The 20,762-nt window shown below is 50.3% G+C and carries 18 protein-coding genes and 2 tRNA genes; 14 read left to right on the top strand and 6 right to left on the bottom strand.

Annotated elements, in window-relative coordinates; translation table 11 throughout:
- Window positions 1-66 precede the first annotated feature (66 nt).
- On the top strand, window positions 67-840 hold the full coding sequence (locus B5F77_RS06070; protein ID WP_087328996.1) for an RNA methyltransferase: 774 nt from the start codon (window positions 67-69) through the stop codon (window positions 838-840).
- Here the strand turns inward: B5F77_RS06070 and B5F77_RS15560 are convergent.
- Window positions 763-1,134: a hypothetical protein gene (locus B5F77_RS15560; RefSeq protein WP_140392821.1), complete on the bottom strand. Its 372-nt coding sequence runs from the start codon at window positions 1,132-1,134 to the stop codon at window positions 763-765. The genes B5F77_RS06070 and B5F77_RS15560 overlap by 78 nt on opposite strands.
- 92 nt (window positions 1,135-1,226) lie before the next feature.
- Here B5F77_RS15560 and B5F77_RS06075 point away from each other — a divergent pair, with 92 nt between their 5' ends.
- The 4 genes from B5F77_RS06075 to B5F77_RS06090 all read left to right on the top strand — a co-directional run bounded on the left by B5F77_RS06075 (window position 1,227) and on the right by B5F77_RS06090 (window position 5,308).
- Window positions 1,227-2,762: a metallopeptidase TldD-related protein gene (locus B5F77_RS06075; RefSeq protein ID WP_087328999.1), complete on the top strand. Its 1,536-nt coding sequence runs from the start codon at window positions 1,227-1,229 to the stop codon at window positions 2,760-2,762.
- A gap of 33 nt (window positions 2,763-2,795) precedes the next feature.
- Window positions 2,796-4,115, top strand: a complete 1,320-nt coding sequence (locus B5F77_RS06080; RefSeq protein ID WP_087329001.1) for a TldD/PmbA family protein — start codon at window positions 2,796-2,798, stop codon at window positions 4,113-4,115.
- Window positions 4,116-4,289: 174 nt separating this feature from the next.
- A complete protein-coding gene (locus tag B5F77_RS06085; protein ID WP_087329003.1) occupies window positions 4,290-4,736 on the top strand; it encodes a YhcH/YjgK/YiaL family protein in 447 nt (148 codons plus the stop codon).
- Window positions 4,733-5,308: a GNAT family N-acetyltransferase gene (locus B5F77_RS06090; RefSeq protein WP_204244952.1), complete on the top strand. Its 576-nt coding sequence runs from the start codon at window positions 4,733-4,735 to the stop codon at window positions 5,306-5,308. The genes B5F77_RS06085 and B5F77_RS06090 overlap by 4 nt, the downstream gene beginning before the upstream one ends.
- On the opposite strand, the gene B5F77_RS06095 is transcribed toward B5F77_RS06090, so the two are convergent.
- The 3 genes from B5F77_RS06095 to coaW form a co-directional block, all read right to left on the bottom strand.
- Window positions 5,305-5,784: a helix-turn-helix domain-containing protein gene (locus tag B5F77_RS06095; RefSeq protein ID WP_087329005.1), complete on the bottom strand. Its 480-nt coding sequence runs from the start codon at window positions 5,782-5,784 to the stop codon at window positions 5,305-5,307. The genes B5F77_RS06090 and B5F77_RS06095 overlap by 4 nt on opposite strands.
- 283 nt (window positions 5,785-6,067) lie before the next feature.
- Window positions 6,068-7,366 carry an MATE family efflux transporter gene (locus B5F77_RS06100; RefSeq protein WP_162607961.1) on the bottom strand — a complete coding sequence of 433 codons (1,299 nt, stop codon included), beginning with the start codon at window positions 7,364-7,366 and terminating at the stop codon, window positions 6,068-6,070.
- A complete protein-coding gene (gene coaW, locus B5F77_RS06105) occupies window positions 7,363-8,205 on the bottom strand; it encodes a type II pantothenate kinase (protein ID WP_087329009.1) in 843 nt (280 codons plus the stop codon). Before coaW ends, B5F77_RS06100 begins: the two co-directional genes overlap by 4 nt.
- 183 nt (window positions 8,206-8,388) lie before the next feature.
- Between coaW and B5F77_RS06110 the strand changes: the two genes are divergently transcribed.
- From B5F77_RS06110 to B5F77_RS06150, 9 genes are all read left to right on the top strand, one after another.
- A tRNA-Thr gene (locus B5F77_RS06110) sits at window positions 8,389-8,462 on the top strand.
- A 12-nt stretch (window positions 8,463-8,474) separates the two neighbouring features.
- Window positions 8,475-8,557 (top strand) — tRNA-Tyr (locus B5F77_RS06115).
- 155 nt (window positions 8,558-8,712) lie between these two features.
- A complete protein-coding gene (locus tag B5F77_RS06120) occupies window positions 8,713-11,028 on the top strand; it encodes a patatin-like phospholipase family protein (RefSeq protein ID WP_087329011.1) in 2,316 nt (771 codons plus the stop codon).
- 140 nt (window positions 11,029-11,168) lie between these two features.
- The gene (locus B5F77_RS06125) at window positions 11,169-12,428 is read left to right on the top strand and encodes a dolichyl-phosphate-mannose--protein mannosyltransferase (protein ID WP_162607962.1); all 1,260 of its coding nucleotides are present in this window, start codon (window positions 11,169-11,171) and stop codon (window positions 12,426-12,428) included.
- 48 nt (window positions 12,429-12,476) lie between these two features.
- Complete coding sequence (gene rlmD, locus B5F77_RS06130) at window positions 12,477-13,904, top strand: 23S rRNA (uracil(1939)-C(5))-methyltransferase RlmD (protein ID WP_087329015.1); 1,428 nt, start codon at window positions 12,477-12,479, stop codon at window positions 13,902-13,904.
- Window positions 13,905-14,098: 194 nt separating this feature from the next.
- Complete coding sequence (locus tag B5F77_RS06135) at window positions 14,099-15,487, top strand: transporter substrate-binding domain-containing protein (protein ID WP_087329017.1); 1,389 nt, start codon at window positions 14,099-14,101, stop codon at window positions 15,485-15,487.
- Between the two features lie 69 nt (window positions 15,488-15,556).
- Window positions 15,557-16,066 (top strand): hypothetical protein, encoded by a 510-nt coding sequence (locus B5F77_RS06140; protein WP_087329019.1) that lies wholly within the window; start codon window positions 15,557-15,559, stop codon window positions 16,064-16,066.
- 18 nt (window positions 16,067-16,084) lie between these two features.
- Window positions 16,085-17,461 carry an aminopeptidase P family protein gene (locus tag B5F77_RS06145; RefSeq protein ID WP_087329021.1) on the top strand — a complete coding sequence of 459 codons (1,377 nt, stop codon included), beginning with the start codon at window positions 16,085-16,087 and terminating at the stop codon, window positions 17,459-17,461.
- A 2-nt stretch (window positions 17,462-17,463) separates the two neighbouring features.
- Complete coding sequence (locus tag B5F77_RS06150; RefSeq protein ID WP_087329023.1) at window positions 17,464-18,975, top strand: cobyric acid synthase; 1,512 nt, start codon at window positions 17,464-17,466, stop codon at window positions 18,973-18,975.
- Here B5F77_RS06150 and B5F77_RS06155 read toward each other — a convergent pair.
- The gene (locus B5F77_RS06155) at window positions 18,959-19,462 is read right to left on the bottom strand and encodes a UpxY family transcription antiterminator (RefSeq protein ID WP_087329025.1); all 504 of its coding nucleotides are present in this window, start codon (window positions 19,460-19,462) and stop codon (window positions 18,959-18,961) included. The genes B5F77_RS06150 and B5F77_RS06155 overlap by 17 nt on opposite strands.
- A 524-nt stretch (window positions 19,463-19,986) precedes the next feature.
- Complete coding sequence (locus tag B5F77_RS06160) at window positions 19,987-20,760, bottom strand: Cof-type HAD-IIB family hydrolase (RefSeq protein WP_087329027.1); 774 nt, start codon at window positions 20,758-20,760, stop codon at window positions 19,987-19,989.
- Window positions 20,761-20,762: the final 2 nt, after the last annotated feature.

The following is a 20,762-nucleotide window of genomic DNA, read 5'->3' on the forward strand; positions in this document are numbered from 1 at the left end:
TGCAAGGCGTTCCCCATACGGAAATACAACGATTATTTGTCGCATTTATAACTATACTTATTGGAAATGATAAGCAAGAACAAAATCAAATATATCCATGCATTGGAAGCTAAAAAACGGAGGCAAGAAGCCGGCGTATTTATAGCAGAAGGAAATAAGTTGGTGGCAGACATGCTGCCGTTTTACCGATGCCAGTTCCTGGCGGCCAAGCCCTGCTGGATGGCTACGCAAGGCGACATTCCGGCCGAAGAACTTATCGTAGCCGACGAAGAGGATATCCGCCGGGCAAGCCTCCTAAAGAACCCACAAGACGTGCTGGCGGTGTTCTATCTCCCGACATGGAACCTGGAAGAGGTGCATCCCGACCGGGAATTGGTGTTGGTGCTCGACGGCATCCAAGACCCTGGCAACCTGGGGACGATTATCCGCCTGGCCGATTGGTTTGGCATCGAACATATCGTCTGCAGCCCCGATACGGCGGATGCCTTTAATCCGAAAGTAGTACAAGCGACCATGGGTGCCTTGGCGCACGTGAAAGTATTTTATACCGAGCTGGAGCCCTACCTGAAACAGGAGAAAGCGCAAGGCATCCCCTTATATGGTACTTTCCTCGATGGAGAGAACCTGTATGACAAAAAATTGACCCAAAACGGATTGTTAGTTATGGGAAATGAAGGGAATGGAGTCCGTCCGCAAATAAAAGCCTTGCTCGACGAACGTCTTTACATCCCGCCCTTTCCGCCCGGACGGGAAACGGCCGAATCACTCAACGTGGCCATCGCGACGGCCATTGTATGTGCCGAGTTCCGACGCCGCGAAGGGGTGAAGCGTGAGATGTAACACCCGAACCGATTCGCCACCCAAAAGTTCCCAGGCTGGTAATAAATGCCCCAGACGCTCGCCAAGCGCCGGATACGAATCAAACGATTCCCCTTTTATCTGTGCCCAAACATGTTCCCACAAAAAGGAAAGCCCTACGGGAAGCACGAGTAAAAAACCATTATAAAAAGAGGTACAAGCCCTCTCCTCGTCCAAGGGGAAAGTACCAAGGTAATTCCCTTCGGCATCCAATTCGACATACGAAAGCCGACGGAACGAACCATTGAAAAGATAATGCGAAGCCAAACGAGCCATTTCCAATTACACTTATTTGCGCGCAAAAATACAAAAAGCCTATTTTATCTCGAAAAAAAATCGTTCCTTTGCGGAAGTAAATAAAAAGAAGGATGAATATTAACCGAAGAGATTTCATTAAATCAGGAGGAATGCTTGTGTTAGGTAGCTTGATAGCCCCCTCGTTTTTGGAAAGTTGTGCCTCGCCCGAAGCGAAAAAAGCCGCAGGAGTGGCCTTTGGCATGAACCATTTCAAAGTAAGCCAAGAAGATTTGGAAAAAGTACTCGCCGCAGCCCTCGAAGCAGGCGGAGACTATGCAGATTTGTTTTTTGAACATACGCTAAACAGCAGTTTGCAATTGCAAGACGGAGCCGTAAACAATACCCAATCCAATATCGATTTCGGAATGGGCGTACGTGTTCTTTCGGGAGACCAGACTGGGTATGCATACGTAGAAAACATCACGCTCGACGAGATGCTACGTGCGGCACGTACTGCGGCACGCATAGCCGACGGCAAGAGCCAAGCTCATCAGGCTGCAGCCCTTTCGGAAACAGCTATTCCCGCCCGGTATTACGACGTGCAAGCTCCGTGGGAAACTTTTACAGTCAAGGATAAAATCCCTTACCTTCAGAAATTGAACGAACGCATTTTCGCGCTCGACGAACGCGTGCATAAAGTACGGGCGTTCCTTTCCGATTCCACTTCACATATCTTCTTCTGCAATAGCGAAGGACAGATGTATTATGATTATCGCCCGATGTGTTCGTTGGCAGCTATTTGCATCATGGAAAAGGATGGACGAGTAGAAAATGCTTATGCCTCGCGTTCCTATCGGATGGGCACGGATTTCTTGAACGATACACTCATCGAAACGTTGGCAAAGGAGGCAGTCGAAAAAACCTCTATCCTCTTCCAGGCTGTCAAGCCCAAGGGAGGAGAAATGCCAGTAGTCATGGGAGCAGGTGGATCGGGTATTTTGCTCCACGAAGCCATCGGACATGCGTTCGAAGCCGATTTCAACCGGAAAAAGACCTCTATCTTCTCGGAATTATTGCATAAAAAGGTATGTGATGAGCATATCAACGTGGTAGACGACGGTACGATTTCATGCAACCGAGGTTCCGTGAATATCGATGATGAAGGAACCCTTGGACAAAAGACCTACATCGTACGCGAAGGAATCCTCAACAGTTACCTCCACGACCGTATCAGTGCCAAATATTATGGTATTTCTTCGACAGGAAACGGGCGACGAGAGAATTTCCGCCAAGTGCCTATCCCTCGTATGCGTGCTACATATATGGAAGCTGGTAACGTATCAGAAGAAGAGATTATCGCTTCGGTAAAGAAAGGCATCTACGCAAGTGCTTTTACCAACGGACAAGTACAAATCGGAGCCGGAGATTTCACCTTCTTCGTTTCGCATGGTTATTTGATTGAAAATGGAAAATTGACGCAACCCATCAAAGATATCAACATCATCGGAAATGGACCGAAGGCATTAGCTGATATCACGATGGTGGGAAACAATTACCAAATGGACAACGGTACGTGGACATGTGGAAAAGATGGACAATCTTGCCCTGTGACGTGCGGCATGCCCTCTGCCCTCGTAAGCAAACTGACCGTCGGCGGCGAAAATTAAGCATAAATAAACAAATGACAATTCGAAAAAAGCATGATTACAAACGATAATAAAAATCTGGTTCAATGGGCGATGGATTATGCCCTGAAAAATGGATGCCAGGCATCGAAAGTAAGCCTCTACAATGGTTCGACCACCTCGTTCGAAATTCGTGATCGGAAGATAGACCGTTTGCATCAGGCATCGGAAAATTCGCTGGTCGTCCAGCTTTACGTGGACGGACGGTTTGGTTCGTTCTCGACCAATCGGTTGGATAAAAGCGAACTGGAGAAATTCATTCGGGATAACATCGACGCGACCCGTTATTTGGCGGAAGACAAGGCGCGTACTCTTCCTGATACCTCGCGTTATTATCAAGGAGGTCTTCCCGATCTGCAATTAATCGACCCGGATTTCGACTCCATCCAGCCCGACGTAAAGAAAGATCTCGCGCTTCAGGCATGTGAAGAAATCATGGGGAAAGACGATCGCATCATTTCCGTTTCTACCGCATATGGCGACGAGAAGGATTTCAAATATATGGTTACCAGCAATGGATTCGAAGGCGAAACGTCGGCTTCTTCGTTCAGCTTGGCTGCCAGTGTGAGTATAAAAGGCGAAGGAGAAGCGCGCCCCGAATCCTACTGGTACGATTCGTCGCTCTATTTCTCCGATTTGCAAAAGACGGGCATCGGCACGAAAGCCTTGGAACGCGTGTTGCGAAAGTTGGGACAAAAGAAAATCCAGTCCGGACGTTATGAGATGGTGGTCGACAATATGAACGCGGCCCGGCTGCTCTCGCCAATGATGGATGCCATCGATGGCGCTTCCATCCAGCAGAAAAGCTCGTTCCTGATAGATAAATTGGGGCAACAGGTCGCGGGAAAGAAATTTACGCTCCGCGACGAACCCCATCTCCGCAAGACGGCGGGCGCCCGCTATTTTGATAACGAAGGCGTGGCGACAAGCCCGCTGACGATTTTCAACGCTGGCGTATTGGAAACCTACTTTATCGACACGTATCGCGCGAACAAAATGAATGTGGCGCCCACGATATCTTCTCCCTCGGTTCTCACCATGGAAATGGGCGATAAAAATGTGGACGGGCTCATCGCGGACATCGCGCGAGGTATTCTCGTCACCGGGTTTAATGGCGGAAACAGTAACAGTACTTCCGGCGATTTTTCCTATGGTATCGAAGGATTCCTCATCGAGAACGGGCAGCTGACGCGTCCCATCTCTGAGATGAATGTCACCGGGAATATGCTCCAGCTTTGGAACCAACTCGTGGAAGTGGGAAACGACCCGCGCCTTACCTCCAGCTGGCGTATACCCAGCCTCCGCTTCGAAGGCATCGATTTCAGCGGATTGTAACAGGATAAAAATCAAAATAAATGACGAAGAACGGGGAACAGGCGACGCTTGTTTCCCGTTTTCCTTTTTATCTTTTCAACTCGTCTTCATGATTCTTACGTTTTTCCCGCTTGTATTTAACAGATGAATCTCCCAACTTTGTGTCCGAAAATAACTAACTAACATAAACGAATTATGATATTAGCATCCTTAAAAGACGCGGGCGCCATTGAAAAAATGCACCCCCTTTTTCCTAAAGCATTTGAATTTCTTCGTCAAACGGATTTCCAAAAGATGGAGGATGGCTGCCACGAAATCGATGGCGATGCCCTTTTCGTCAACATCCAGACTATTTCCGGGAAAGGTTCGCAAGATGCGATTATAGAAACACATCAAAAATATATCGATATCCAAGTTCCGCTCGTGGGAATTGAACAAATTGGATGGAAGCCGACGGCTGATTTAATGGAAATGGCCAAGCCCTATGATGAGGCGAACGACATCACCTTTTTCGTCGATCGGCCTACTTCTATCGCTCGTATCTATCCGGGCCAATTTGCTATTTTCTTCCCCGAAGATGGCCACGCGCCGGGAATAGGTGAAGGCTTTATCCGCAAAGTAATTGTAAAGGTAAAACGATGAAAACGTACATGTTCCGAATGGCGACAGCACAAGATGCTGCTGCCATTCTTTCCATTTATGCGCCTTATATCCGCCAGACACCGATTACGTTTGAATATGAAGTTCCCACGTTGGAAGAATTTACAGAGCGTGTGCGGTGTATTTTGCGGAATTATCCGTATATCGTCTGCGAACAAGCGGGAGAAATCATAGGATATGGCTACGCTTCGGCTTACCACGAACGGGCTGCTTATCAATGGGATGCAGACCTATCCATTTATTTCGCGCCAGAGGCGACGGGACACGGACTGGGCCGGCAGATGCTTTGCAAGCTGGTCGAAATCCTGCGGCTGCAGGGCGTTAGGAATGTGTATAGCTGCGTCACATTTCCTAACCCGCCCAGCGAACAGATGCACGAGGCGCTCGGCTTCCGTACCGTCGGCCGTTTCCATCAGGCGGGATTTAAATGCGGCTCCTGGCATGATGTGACTTGGTTTGAGAAACAAATTGCTCCTTGCGACGGACATCCGGAACCCTTCCGCTCTATTCAAAGCATCCCGACTGTGCAAATAATGGAGATTTTAACCCGCTAACCTTCCGTTTTCCATCGGTATAATTCCCGGAAATTGTCGGGTCGGTGCAGACGTCGATATTCCGTCGGCGAAGTTTTTTCCCATTTTTTAAATCGCTCAGTCAGGACGGATTGCCACTTCATTCCGCATTTCTGGGCGATTTCCGTCACGGTCAAATCCGTGCAGGCCAACCATTCTTTAGCTTGCGCCAGACGATATGCTACCAAAAAATCGCTGGCAAGCTGTCCGGTAAGCAAATGGATACAAGGAGAAAGTTCCTTGGCATCCACATTCAATTCCTTGGCAAAATCTTGTACGCAAATGCAATCGGTAGATTGCATCAGTTCCGCAATCGATTCCATTAGGATGGAACCTACTTTAGGTACGCTTTTATCCACGGGAATCCAATACATACCTCCGTCTGCACGTATCTGTAGTTTGGATTGAAGCACGGATACGTAAATCATTTCCACTGTAATAGGTTTCAAATAAATCATATTTCTTTCTTTTTTAGCTATGCGAAAATAGGGATTTCATTTTTCCTATCCAAATAAATGAGGCTAAAATTTACAAAATAATGGCTTTTTATAAAAGTTAGGCGGTAATGTAGAAAAAAATTTTCCATGATATCCGTCCGCACGGTATGATGGAAAATATTTTTCTATTATAATATACCGCATGAGAGAACGGAAAAAAATTTTCCATCATACCACATTATATAGGATGATGGAAAAACTTTTTCTATATTGCTACACCGTATGAGATGAAGAAAAGAATCTCTTATCGTAAAGGGAAGCGGGAGGAAAAGAAGAAAATACCCGTCTGCACTATCCCGCGCAAAGCCAAATAGGACAGAAAAGCAATCCATAAGGCGTGGTTCCCGAGAAGGGGATGAAGCGTAAAATAGACCAGGAAAAAGCTGGCCGAAGCAATCCACATCGACCGGAGCATTTCGCGCGAGAGCGTCGCCCCGACAAAAATTCCGTCCCATAGAAATGCAGCGACGCCAGCTACAGGAATCGCCACCGCCCAGCCGAAATAAGCGCGAGATGCGACGAGCACCGACGGCTCATTCGTCAGCAACGCCAAAAACGATTCGCCTCCCAACGCATACACGAGGGTGAAGGCAATCGCGAGACCTGCCCCCCACGTAAACAAAACCCGCACGAGGCGACGAAGTCCGTTGCCGTTTTGCGCCCCGACGTAACGACCCGTCAGCGCTTCGGCCGCATAGGCGAAACCGTCCATGACGTAGGAAAAAAGCGTAAAGAGTTGCATCAACAACGTGTTGACAGCCAGCACCACTTCCCCTTCGCGCGCCCCTTGCGAAGTAAAAAAGACCGTGACCGCTACGAGGCAAAGCGTGCGAAGGAAGATATCGCGGTTCAGCTTAAAAAAGGCCTGCATGGCTCCGGCCTCGCATACGACAGCCCAGCAAATACGCGGCCAAAGCCGCCCGTAATAAACCATCCACAGGAGGAGCGCCAGAAGGAAACCGGCGTATTGCGCGATTAGCGTACCCAGCGCGACGCCTGCCACACCCATTTTCCCTATGAATACGAACGCGAGACTCGCGACGATATTTACAACATTCTGCACCAGCGCAATATACATCGGAAAGCGGGAATTCTGCATTCCCACAAACCAGCCTGAAAAGCTATAAAGTCCTAACACGGCTGGCGCACCCCAAACGCAAATGGAAAAATAAAGGGAAGCTAAGCGGCGCACCTCGTCGGTCGTATCGACCCACTGAAAAGCTACCGAAAGAATTGGCACCTGCAACGCCACGAGGCACAGTCCCAGCGCGACGCCGATACCCAGCGAACGGACGAACACGAGCGATACTTCGTCGAGATTCCGCCGGCCGAAAGCCTGCGCTGCCAAACCGCTCGTCCCCATCCGCAGAAATCCGAATACCCAATAAATCATGCTGAAAAGCATCCCCCCGACGGCAATGGCCCCGATATAAGAGGCAGCCCCCAAATGTCCCACAATGGCTACATCCACAAGTCCGAGAAGCGGAACGGTGATGTTCGAGATTATCGAAGGGATAGCGAGGCGAAGAATCCGGCGGTTCATCCCACTTCCTCGCATTCACGCTGGTAAATAAACGACAACGCTGCCCCGATAGCCGTGCGGTATTCCGCATATTCGGGGATAATAAAACGCTTGCGGAACATCCCTTCGAGCACAGGAAAGGTCTCCGCGCATTGCGGCATTTGTGTCAGATTACCAATCAAGACGAAATCATCAATATCAGAGTTAAGCGAAGAAAGAACTGCTGCCTGACCGATGCATTGAAGCACCATGTGAACCAGACCAGCCGCTACATCCTCGGGAGTCGCGTTGGCCTCCGCCTTGCCAAAAATAGACGCCGTCGCGCTGAGCGGCAAACCGGGAAGAGCCCGATTACAAATATCTTGAATTTTGAGGTCGATCGAGTCTAACGAACCCCGCAAGGCCATATCAATAATTTGTTTGAAGTCCTGCGTCTTGAGCAAAAGGCGCGAAAGACCGAGAATCGTCCCCCCGCCAATACCAATCCCGCCGATATGACGAACATCTTGCCCCTCAACTCGCACGAACGAAGTCCCCGTGCCCATGCTTACGACAATCAATTTCTCCAGCCGAGTTTTATATTGCGCACCGAGCCCATTCGCCAGAAACTCGTCGACACGTGCCGTAGGAAGCCCATACAAAGGCTGTGTGATATAAGCACTCCCCACGCCCGTGAGCAATATTTTATCCACGCTTTCGAGCGGAATATGATTATCATATAAATACTTGCCTAATGCGCCAAAGAGGGAAGCCACTGGGTCTGTCGCACGCACGAAAAGCGGATTACAAATCTCTTTACCTGCAATCCCTACTACTTTCGTCGTGCTTCCCCCTACATCGATACCAATTACTACTCCCATATTTATTCCTTATTAAATATAATGTATTATACTGTTTTTTGAGCGGGGCAAAGGTACATCCTTTTCCCCTTTCTGAAAAATAAATTCAACTTTTTCCATCCAAAGTATTGCATATTCAAAAATAATGCCTACCTTTGCACCGCAATTCAGGAAGAGAGCTTCCTCCCTAAGAAAGTACGAGACGCCTCTTTAGCTCAGTTGGCCAGAGCACGTGATTTGTAATCTCGGGGTCGTTGGTTCGAATCCGACAAGAGGCTCAAAATACAAAAGGGCAGTTACCAGAGTGGCCAAATGGGGCTGACTGTAACTCAGCTGGCTTACGCCTTCGGTGGTTCGAATCCATCACTGCCCACATACCCTCTTTATTTAAATTTTTACAAGTATCAAAGACTTCTTTCCAAATTATAACGGAAGAGGTCTTTTTTTATACGATTAATCGTATGATTTATGCCTATACTTTCCAAGAAAAATAACTATATTTGGAGACAGATTCGGTAATAAAGTAAAATGAAAAGATTCATCCTATATATATGTATCGTTTTTATCGCCCTTCCTTTCTCCTTGGATGCACAACGGGTAGGGTTGGTATTAAGCGGAGGAGGCGCGAAAGGAGCCGCCCATATCGGTGTCATCAAAGCATTGGAAGAGAATAACATTCCCATTGATTATGTGACCGGAACATCAATGGGAGCTATCATCGGAAGTCTCTATGCCATGGGATATTCGCCCGACGAGATGCTCCGCCTCATCCTCTCGAAAGAATTTTTCTATTGGCAAACTGGGTTGGTAGAAGATGATTACACATACTATTTTCATAAACCCGATCCGACCCCTGAAATGGCACATTTCTCGATAGACTTTTCCGATTCGCTTCAGGTAAAAACTCGCTTTCTGCCCGAAAGTCTTATCAATCCGATTCAGATGAACCAAGCCTTTATGGCACTTTATGCGCAAGCCACGGCCAAGGCAGGATGGAACTTCAACAACCTTTTCGTGCCTTTCCGATGTGTAGGTTCTGATATATACAATAAAAAAGCCATTATATTCAAAGATGGTGACTTGGGCGATGCAGTACGTGCTTCCATGACATTTCCTTTCTTCTTCAAACCCATTTGGAAAAATAAGGTGCCGCTCTTTGATGGAGGCATTTATGATAATTTCCCTGTTCGTCCGATGGAAGACGCCTTTCATCCGGATTTTATCTTTGGCTCGGCAGTATCGGGAAACGCGAAGAAACCATCAGAGAACCCGTACAATCAACTGGAAACGATGATTATGCAAAAGACCGAATATGAAATTCCGGAAGAAAAAGGTATGCTCGTGCAATTTGAGTTTACCGATGTCTCTCTGCTCGATTTCCAAAAGGCACAAGAGATTATGGAAACAGGATACCGGCGTACCCTTTCGATGATAGATTCCATCAAACGTCGCGTCAAACGAGAAGTACCCCTTACCGAGGTCAATGCCCGGCGCAAAGCTTATAAAGAGAGTTTGCCTCCCTTGGTATTCAAAAACATCTATATCACAGGTGTATCCGACGCACAAAAGAAATACATCGAATCCCAAATCCATCGCGACATAAATAAAGAATTCTCGATGGAAGAGTTCAAGCGCATTTACTTTAAGATATTGACCTATTCAAAAATACAAGAAATCATGCCTCGTGCCATTTATAACCGGCTCAATAAAACGTTCGACCTCTATCTGGACATCAAAATAACCGACGAAGTGAATATTGGGTTGGGTGGAAACATCTCCTCGCATCAGGCAAACCAGCTTTACTTAGGCTTAGGTTATCGTTATTTGGGACGATTTGCGGCTGATATGAACGCCGATTTCCAAGTCGGAAATTCCTTTAGTGGCGTACTGCTCAACGGACGGATGTATCTCCAGACACGCATTCCCACTTATGTTAATTGGCAAGGAGCCTTCTCGTATAAACGTTATTCAGAAAGCCAATCCCTCTTTTACGAAGATGTTATGCCTGCTTTCATTAAACAAAAGGAGTTATATACGAAGGTTAAACTGGGTTTCCCCTTCCTGAACCGAGCTAAAGCCGAGATAGGTTTCGCCTACGGACAATTAAATGACTACTATTTTCAGAATTCAGACATGTCGTTTCAAAACGCGAACTACGAACACACACGCTATAACCTCTTCGCCGGTTCACTGAACATTGAACAGAACTCATTGGCCACTAAGATATACCCTATTAGCGGGACCAAACGTTTACTGAATGCTCAATATATCACCGGTACCGAACACTATTTAGGAGACGAGCAAACCCTTTCCGCTTTGCCCCGTGTGCGCCATAGTTGGCTCCAGATGAAGGGACATTGGGAACAATACCACGAACTAAACACCTTCTTCAATTGGGGGTACATGGGTGAAATCGTCGTGTCGAGCAAGAACTTGATGGGAAACTATACCGCGTCCATCCTCCAAGCGCCTGCTTTTACGCCTACGCCCCATAGCAATATTGTCTTCAATGAAGCATTCCGGGCGAACCAATATGCCGCATTTGGCCTCTCTCCTATTTTTAAGTTCGGCAAGCTGGTACACTTTCGCATGGACATGTACGGATTCGCCCCACTTTATGAAATCAAGAAAGAGACGCGACTCGTCGAGGGACATCTTTTGCACCTTCCTTATTATGGGAAGTTTCTTCGCTCGTTTCAATACATGGGCGAGGCAGCTATAGTCGTACACCTTCCCTTCGCAAGTATTAGCCTCTACGCCAACGGATACAGTTATCCGAAGAAAAACTTCAACATAGGGTTAAATATCGGATACCTCCTGTTCAACCCCAAAATGTTGGATTGATAAATGGTGAAAGTTCGCTAAATATAGCAATCATACGCGCAAAAAGTCGTTCCTTTGCAAAACTATACTATCAATAAACGAAAATATCTTATATGCGTACACCTACGTTACAATATTTATACCTACAAAAGCCCGTGTCGATGATTATCGTCATTTGCATCATCTCGGTGCTTCCCTGGTTAGGATTGCATGAATTAGATATGCCGGCTCAATCGGAATGTGCTCTCACGGCCAACACCATGCTCCAGACGGGCGAATGGATACTCCCTCAGATATCAGGCGGGGAAATAAGCTACGACCACCCGATGCTGCACTGGCTTATCGTTCTCTTCTCGTATGGACAAGGGTACGTCTCGAAGCTGACATTGCAATTGCCTGGGGCGTTAGCGTTTATCGTCATGATGGCTACTTCGCTCATCTTTTTCGGACGGCGCACGAAGTTCCACGAGGCTTTCATATCCACGCTCTTCCTCATCACCTGTTCGGGGATGCAGAACCTGTCGGCGGCCAGTTCGGGGGATTTACTTTTCGCCACCTTCCTCTTTGTCGCGCTCACGCAATTGTACCGATGGGAAGAGAACTACGAACTGAAGGGCATCCCAGTCGAAATCTCCTTGCTCCTCAGTGCCGCAATTCTAACAAAAGGACTAATGGGCGTGATTCTTCCGCTCATCGCGTTTACTGCCTATTTGTTCGTCGTACGCAAGCATCCGGCAGGAGTCATCCTGAAGGCGATGTTCTATCTCTTCGTATCCTCCCTCTTCCTCCCGGCTTTATGGTATGTGAGCATCTGGAAGCAAGGGGGGACGGACCTGTTGTTAGATGTGATGCGGACCGAATTCAGTTACTTCTGGGGCACAGGAGCGGACGTGCACAACGTCCTGTACGTCTTTCCTGCGTTGGCCATCGGGTTCCTGCCTTGGATTGTGTTCTTCTTTTTCTCGCTATTCGGCATAAAGTGGGAAAAGCACACGGTCTGCTGCACGGGCGTGAAGCTCTTCAGCCTCGTCTCGATGGTCGTGCTTTTGGCATCGTATGCCGTGATGCCGGTCAAGCGGGCCAGCTTCCTCTTGCCCATCTATCCTTTCATTACGATATTCTTAGCGCAATATGCCCTATACATTACCGAATACAGGACCTGGTGCACGCGCCTGTTCGCCATCTTCCTGACCGTGGCCGTCGTATGTGGCCTGTTGCTGGCCCTATTCCCGTCGGGGTGGAGCCCGTTTCATGCCTTTACCCTCAACCTGCGGACTGGCTTGCTGCTCGGCTTCACCTTCGCCATGCTGGGGACGGTCTATTACCAACTATTCAAACGAATCAATATCAAGATACTCTACGCGACCATCGCCCTGGCCTTCTCCGTCAACTTGTTAGTGAATGCGGCAGAAATAATTTAGCACAGGGCGTGGCGCAAGATTGTTTTACCCTATATTATAGATACAACATTGGCACGAAAAAGAAAACCGTTACCTATCTTGGAAAAGGTAACTATCACAGATGTAGCCGCCGAGGGCAAAGCCTTGGCGCGTGTGAACGACTTGGTGGTGTTTGTTCCTTATGTCGCTCCGGGAGATGTCGTAGACATCCAACTGCTCCGTAAGCGGCACAACTACGCAGAGGGGAAAGCCATCGCCTTCCATACCTATGCAGCCGAGCGCGCGGTCCCGTTTTGCGAGCACTTCGGCGTCTGTGGCGGGTGCAAGTGGCAGCATCTCCCTTACGAGGCGCAGCTACGGTACAAGCAGAAGCAGGTGGTCGATAACCTCACGCGCATCGGGAAGGTCGATTTGGGCGAGGTGCTCCCCATTATCGGTTCGGCTCGCACGCAGTTTTACCGCAACAAGTTAGAGTTCACCTTCTCGAACAAGAAATGGCTTACCGAGGAGCAGGTACAAAGCGGGGAAACGTTTGATGAAATGAACGGTCTCGGCTTCCACATCCCCGGTATGTTCGACAAGGTACTCGACATACACAAGTGTTGGCTACAAGACGATATCTCGAACCGCATCCGTCTGGCCATCAAGGACTATTGTTTGCAACACGAGGGCTATCCCTTCTTCGATTTGCGCAATCAGGAAGGATTCATGCGCACGCTGATGATACGCACCGCCTCGACGGGCGACCTGATGCTGGTAGTGGTCTTCTTTCACGAAGACCGCGAGCGGCGGGAGGCATTGTTGGACTACATCGCCCAGCAGTTTCCGGAAATTACCTCCTTGCTATACGTCATCAACGGGAAATGTAACGACACGATTACCGACCAGGAGGTGCATGTCTATCGCGGCAACGACCACATCATCGAAGAGATGGAGGGGTTGCGCTTCAAGGTAGGAGCCAAGTCGTTCTACCAGACCAACTCGCACCAGGCTTACGAGCTGTACAAGGTGGCGCGGTCGTTTGCGGGCCTTACCGGCGAGGAGCTTGTATACGACCTCTATACCGGTACCGGGACGATTGCGAACTTCGTCTCCCGCCAGGCGCGCGAGGTGATTGGCATTGAGTATGTCCCCGAGGCTATCGAAGACGCAAAGGTCAACTCGGCCCTCAACTGCATCACGAACACCCGCTTCTTTGCCGGCGATATGAAGGATATCCTGACCGACGACTTTGTCCACACGCACGGCCGACCTGACGTCATCATCACCGACCCGCCTCGCGCAGGCATGCACGAGGATGTGATCAAGACCATCCTCGCCGCCAGTCCAAAGCGCATCGTCTACGTGAGCTGCAACCCCGCCACGCAAGCGCGAGACCTCAACCTCCTCGATGCCGCCTACGCGGTACGGAAGGTACAGCCGGTCGATATGTTTCCCCACACGCACCACGTGGAGAACGTCGTCCTGCTCGAAAAACGGCCCGCGCCCAGTGAATGATGCCTTCACTGATCAGTGAAGGGTGCTTTCACTGTATCAGTGAACGATGCTTTCACTGATCAGTTAACGATGCTTTCACTGATCAGTTAACGATGCCTGTACTGATCAGTTAACGGTGCTTTAACTGGTCAGTTAACGACGCATTAACTGATACCCCCATTTCCTATACATTATATAATATAACACGCACACACATGAAACGACCCGCCCTATTGGCCTTGCTGGCCTTGTTTGCCCTACTTGCCTGCCAAGAGAAGAAAGAAGAAGCAGCGAAAGAGGAGCCCTTTGTGCGCGACCTGCCCGAGATCGTGTCGTGCGACACACTCGTGGCCGCCACGCTGTATAGCTCCACCTCTTATTTCCAATACAAAATGCAACCGATGGGTTACGAGTATGAGCTCGCGAAAGACTTTGCCGAAGCGCATGGGTTGGAGCTACGCATCCTCACGGCACATACGACCGAACAGCTCGATTCGCTCCTCATGAGCGGGCAGGCCGACCTCATCGCCTACCCCACGTTCATCAGCAACGAAAGCAAACGCCGACTCCTCTTTTGCGGGCACGAGCAGCAGACAAGCCAGGTCATTGTGCAGCGCGCCAATCCGGGCGATACGGTACTGACCGACGTGACCGAACTGATAGGAAAGACGGTATACGTCCAGCGCGGCTCCAAATACGACGAACGCCTCCAACACCTGAACGAAGAGCTGGGCGGGGGCATCGTGATAGCATACGCAGACGAGGACTCGCTCTCGAACGAAGACCTCATTGAGCGGGTGTCGACGGGCGAGATACGCTATACCGTGAGCGATGATAACATCGCCCGCTTGAACCGCACCTACTATTGGAACCTCGACACCCGGCTCAAGATTAGCTTCCGGCAACGGTCGGCCTGGGCCGTGCGGCCTACCTCTCCGCTCCTGGCCAAGGCCATCGATACGTGGGCCAGCGACACGAAACGGCGCACCTCCTTTACCGCCATTACCAAACGCTACTTCGAACTAAGCAAAGTGCAAGAGGACACGACAGTCCCGACGGTGAAAAACGGACACATCTCGCCCTACGACGCGCTCTTCCGGAAATATGCACCCCTCTTGGGATGGGACTGGCAACTGCTCGCTTCCATTGCCTATCAAGAGTCGAAGTTCGACCCGCATGTGGTCTCGTGGGCCGGAGCCGAAGGACTCATGGGAATCATGCCCAACACGGCACGGCAACTCGGCGTGACGCCCCACGAACTGAAGGACCCCGCGGTCGGGATACGTACCGGTGTCGATTGCTTGCGCCGCTTCCGACAAGGCTTTAGCGAGATAACCGACCCGAACGAGAAAATCAAGTTCACCCTTGCAGCCTATAATGCCGGTATCGGACATGTATACGACGCGCAACGCCTCGCCCGCAAATATGGGAAAGACCCGACGCGCTGGGACGGGCACGTGGCGGAATACATCCGCCTCAAGAACGATCCCGAATACTACAACGACCCCGTATGCAAACACGGGTATCTGCGCGGACAGGAGACCTACCAGTACGTCCAAGAAATCATCTACCGATACCACTATTATTTAAAGCAAACGCACTAAATAGCGCAAAATTTGTGTACCTTTGCCTCTCCAAGAAATAAAGTAACAATTCGAATAAAACAGAAGACAATGACACAGGTTGGAACAAAAAAGACCGTAATTAAGAAATTAGTGAAGAACCGAACGGCTGAATTCTATATGAACAACTTGCCGGACGATGAACGCAATCATTTCCAATACAAACTGAATCAAATCCTAAGCGGAGACAAATCGGACGAAACACTCAGCTTCGTCGACGAGGTCTATAACCGCCTGGCATCATTCAATCCCACAGACGAGCAGAAGACACTCATCGCCGCTGCCCGCAAATACAAGAAGGGAACTGGCAAGGCAAAGAAAGACTCGCCAGAGCATACTGTCTGGGGCGCATGGCGTGAACTGGTCAGTGCTATCGAAAAGCACGCAGGACACCTCTCGCCCGAAACCATCGAGAAACTGAAGGAAAAGACGGCCGAACTGAATACCCTCATCGACCAAAAGATAGGCGAACAAATCGCCCAGGAAATCCAAAAGTTAGAACAGGAGAAAGAGGAGGCCGACCGGCGCATCCAGGCATTACGGGAAAAGTTAAATCAATAAGTTAAGGAGATAAGACACATGTTCAGTAAAGAAACCTATAAAGCACGCCGGGCGCAGTTGAAGCAAGCGGTCGGCTCGGGGCTACTCCTCTTCTTGGGGAATGAAGAATCGGGCATGAACTATGCCGACAACACGTACCACTTCCGGCAAGATTCCACCTTCCTCTACTTCTTTGGACTGCCATACGCGGGTTTGGCGGCCGTCATCGACATAGACAACAACCGGGAGATTATATTCGGAGACGAACTGACCATCGATGCTATCGTATGGATGGGCACGCAACCGACCCTGAAAGAAAAGAGCGAAGCCACAGGACTGCATGAAGTACGTCCCTTCCGCGAAATCGAATCCTACCTGAAGCAGGCACAACAGAAGGGACAGGCCATCCACTACCTCCCGACCTATCGCACCGAACATCAGTTGAAACTCTTCGCCTGGTTGGGTGTCGTGCCGGGAAACGAGAAACCATCCGTGCCGTTTATCATGGGCGTGGTCAATCAACGCATCTACAAGAGCGCAGAAGAGATTGCTGAAATTGAAAAGGCGTGCAATGTCACCGCAGACATGCACCTGGCCGCCATGCGGACAGTCCGCCCCGGCATCTATGAAAGCGAAGTGGCAGCAGTCGTGGCCGAAACAGCTTTCAAGCATAATTACGAACTCTCCTTCCCGACGATTGCGACCATTAACGGGCAAACGCTCCATAACCACGACCATAGCCACTTGATCAAAAGTGGTGATATGCTTCTGCTGGATGCAGGTGCAGAGACCGAAATGGGCTATGCAGGTGATATGTCCTCCACGATTCCGGCTGATAAGAAATTCACGCAACGCCAGAAAGATGTATACGATATTCAAGTAGCAGCCCACGAAACAGCGGTGGCGGCATTGCGACCGGGCATCAAGTTCGTAGACGTCTATGAGAAAGCCTGCACGGTCATTATGCAAGGCATGAAAGACTTAGGCTTTGCGAAAGGCGACCCAGCAGAGGCTGTGAAGGCCGGTGCGCACGCCATGTTCATGCCATGCGGATTAGGGCACATGATGGGATTAGACGTGCACGACATGGAAAACCTCGGAGAGGAATACGTAGGCTATAACGGGCAGCCGAAGAGTAAGCAGTTCGGACGGAAATCGTTGCGATTGGGCCGCGAGCTGGAACCAGGCTTCGTCTTGACGATCGAACCGGGCGTGTATTTCATCCCGGAACTTATCGACCTCTGGCGAAGCGAAGGCAAGTTCCTCGAATTCTTGGATTACGACAAGCTCGATACGTATAAGGACTTCAGCGGCATCCGCAACGAGGAAGACTATCTCATCACTGAAGAGGGCGCTCGTCGCCTCGGCAAGCGCATCCCGCTCCATACGGACGAAGTAGAAAACGAACATTGTTGAGCATGCATAAGAAGCAGTTGAAACCCATCATGCTGGTCGGCACCTGTTCCGACGCGGGAAAGAGCATCATCAACGCGGCGTTTTGCCGGATATTCAAGCAGGATGGGTTTTCGCCTGCTCCTTTCAAAGCCCAGAACATGTCGCTCAACTCCTACTCTACCCCTGAAGGAGGCGAAATGGGAAGGGCACAAGTCGTCCAAGCCGAGGCCTGTGGCATCGCACCTCACACGGACATGAACCCCATCCTCTTAAAACCTACCACCGACATTGGCTCGCAAGTGATTCTTCACGGGCATGCAGTCGGTACCTTTTCCGCCCAAGCCTATTTCCGGGATGCTTTACAGAAAGAGACGCTCTTCCGGGAAGCGCAAGTCGCTTACGACCGGTTGGCTGCGCGCTTCAATCCCATCGTCCTCGAAGGTGCGGGTAGCATTTCCGAACTCAACCTGCGCGAGCGAGACATCACCAACATGCGCATGGCGATTTATGCCGGAGCCGATACCTATTTGGTGGCCGATATCGACCGGGGTGGCGTTTTCGGATCGGTTTATGGTACCATTGCCCTCTTGACACCGGAAGAACAGGCACGCATGAAGGGTATTATCATCAACAAGTTTCGGGGAGACATCACACTGTTCGACGAAGGGAAACGCATGCTGGAGGAACTCACGGGGCTTCCCGTGGTCGGTATCGTCCCTTATTTCCGGGACATTTATATCGAAGAGGAGGATTCCGTCGTCTTGGACCGCAAACGGCGCACGCGCCAAGAAGGGAAAATCAATGTCGCCATCGTCTTATTGCCTCGCATGTCGAACTTCACCGATTTCGACGTCTTGGAACACGACGCGCGTTTCAATCCCTATTACACGAACCGCCCAGAGGAGATTGAAAAGGCAGACATCATCGTGTTGCCTGGCTCGAAAAACACGTTGGCAGATTTGCAAACGATCTGGGTGAATGGCGCAGCCGACGCCGTCGTTCGGGCTCATCACGCCGGCAAAAAGGTGATTGGCATTTGCGGAGGATATCAGATGATGGGCATACGGATAGACGACCCGGAACATACGGAAGGAAACCTTTCCTCTATCGCGGGATTAGGGCTTTTGCCCCAAACGACCGTCTTGCACACCGAAAAAATCACTCGCCAAAACCGATTCACCTTCCTGCCCAAGCAGACAGCTTCCCGCACAGCATTTCCCGACAAAGGGTATGAAATCCACACCGGAGACACACAAACCTTGCCCGATGCGCAGGAAAGTCCCGTCGCCCAGTTGGAAGACGGACGGAAGGATGGTTACCTGCTTCACGCTTCCTGTTGGGGAACGTATTTGCACGGTATCTTAGACAACCCGGATGTACTGGATTATTTGGCGGAAGGATTGGTGGCGTCGCAGGCAGAAAAGCCTTTCGACTATGCCGCTTACAAAGAGGAACAATACGACCGGCTCGCGGCATGGGTGCGGGCGCATGTCGACTTCGATTACATTTACCGCACGGCTACCGAAGGCGATTGAGGGCCGCCACTTCGTCGAGTTTCACGCTGACCGTCGCGCCCAACTGCTCGATATACAGCACCACATACTTCTTGCGAATATGGCGCACCTTTCCGGACACATGCTTCAAGGCTCCGCACAGGATTTCCGCTTCGTCGCCCTCCAACAAAGGATGGTTCATCGCTTCGACCAGGAATTGCCGGATGGCGTCCATCTCGCGCTCTTGTACCACCGCCGGTTTTCCATCATAATACACAATTCGTACGACGCCCGTCAGGCGCAACAAATCATATAACTTATAAGTCTCACACTGGACGAACACATAGGAAGGGAACAACGGCAAATCCACCAGCTTTACCCGGTCGGACCAGACGCGCGGCGCACGATGAAGCGGCAACCAACAGGTCACTCCCGCCAGCCGGATTCGCTCCTCAACCTGCTTCTCGGCACGCGGCGCCGTATACAGCACGTACCAAATCTTCTCTTTCTTCTTTTCTAACTTGCTCATTGCGCTTAATTTTTTCCTGTCGCAAAGATACAACTTTTTCCTTTCGATGCAACCGAGGCCGCTCAATTTGCCGCCCGAACTTCCAGGCGACATGTTGTACCAGTACAATCTCCTGCCTGAATTTCCAGGCAACACTCCGTATCGGTACAATCTCCCGCTCGAAATTTCAGGCAACCTCGCTGCCGGGTACAATCTCCCGCCTGAAATCCAGGCAACCTCGCTGCCGGGTACAATCTCCCGCCTGAATTTCCAGGCAACCTCGCTGCCGAGTATAATCTTCCGCCTGAAATCCAGGCAACCTCGCTGCCGAGTATAATCTTCCGCCTGAAATCCAGGCAGCACTTCGTACCCCGAAAATAACCTGTCTGGAACTCCAGGCAGCACTTCGTACCCGGAAAAAAACTGCCCGGAACTCCAGGCGACACTTCGTACCCGGAAAAAAACCTACCCGGAACTCCGGGCGGCATTTCATACCCGGAAAACGACCTGCCCGGAACTTCAGGCGGCACTTTGTACCGGTAGGCTCAGATAAGCCCGAAATGTTTCAATCCATAAGCGATGCCTTCATCGTCGACCGACGTCGTCACGAAATCCGCAGCGGCCTTCACCTCGTCGGACGCATTACCCATGGCCACGCCAATGCCAACATAGCGGAGCATCTCGATGTCGTTGCCCCCGTCTCCAAAAGCGATGGCCTCTTTCGGGTCGATGCCATAATGCACCAAGAGATGCTGAATGCCCACCGCCTTGTTACTTCCTTCCGGGACAACGTCGGCAAACAGCGGATGCCAACGTGTCGCCACGCAATGCGGCATGTGTGCCATGATGCGCGGCTCCTCCTCGGCCGTGAAGAAAGCGATAAGCTGATAAACCCGTTTGTCGGCTATGCCCTCAATGGGACCGATGGGCGGGTTGAGGATATGGAGCTGGCGATAGACCTCGTCGACGACCTCGTTCCGAAAGTTCGTGAGGATAATATCGTCCATGACGCAAGAACAGGGAAACGGATGCTCCCGTTGATAGTCCAATAGCTGGCGGATATCTTCCGGGGGAATCTGGCGGCGATACACCACTTCGCCCTCGCCCGAGACGCAATAGCCTCCGTTTAACGCCACGTAGCCATCGACCTCCAGGTCGCCCAAATTGTTAATCCACAACACATGCCTTCCGCTGGCTATAAACACCTTCACACCTTGCGCACGCAATTGGCGAATAGCCCGGACCGTCTCTTCGGAGACCACATGCGTCTGGAAACTCACCAGTGTGCCGTCTATATCAAAGAATGCTGCTTTTACCATAC

It is taken from the genome of Parabacteroides sp. An277 (assembly GCF_002159645.1).
Taxonomy (GTDB): Bacteria; Bacteroidota; Bacteroidia; order Bacteroidales; family Tannerellaceae; genus Parabacteroides.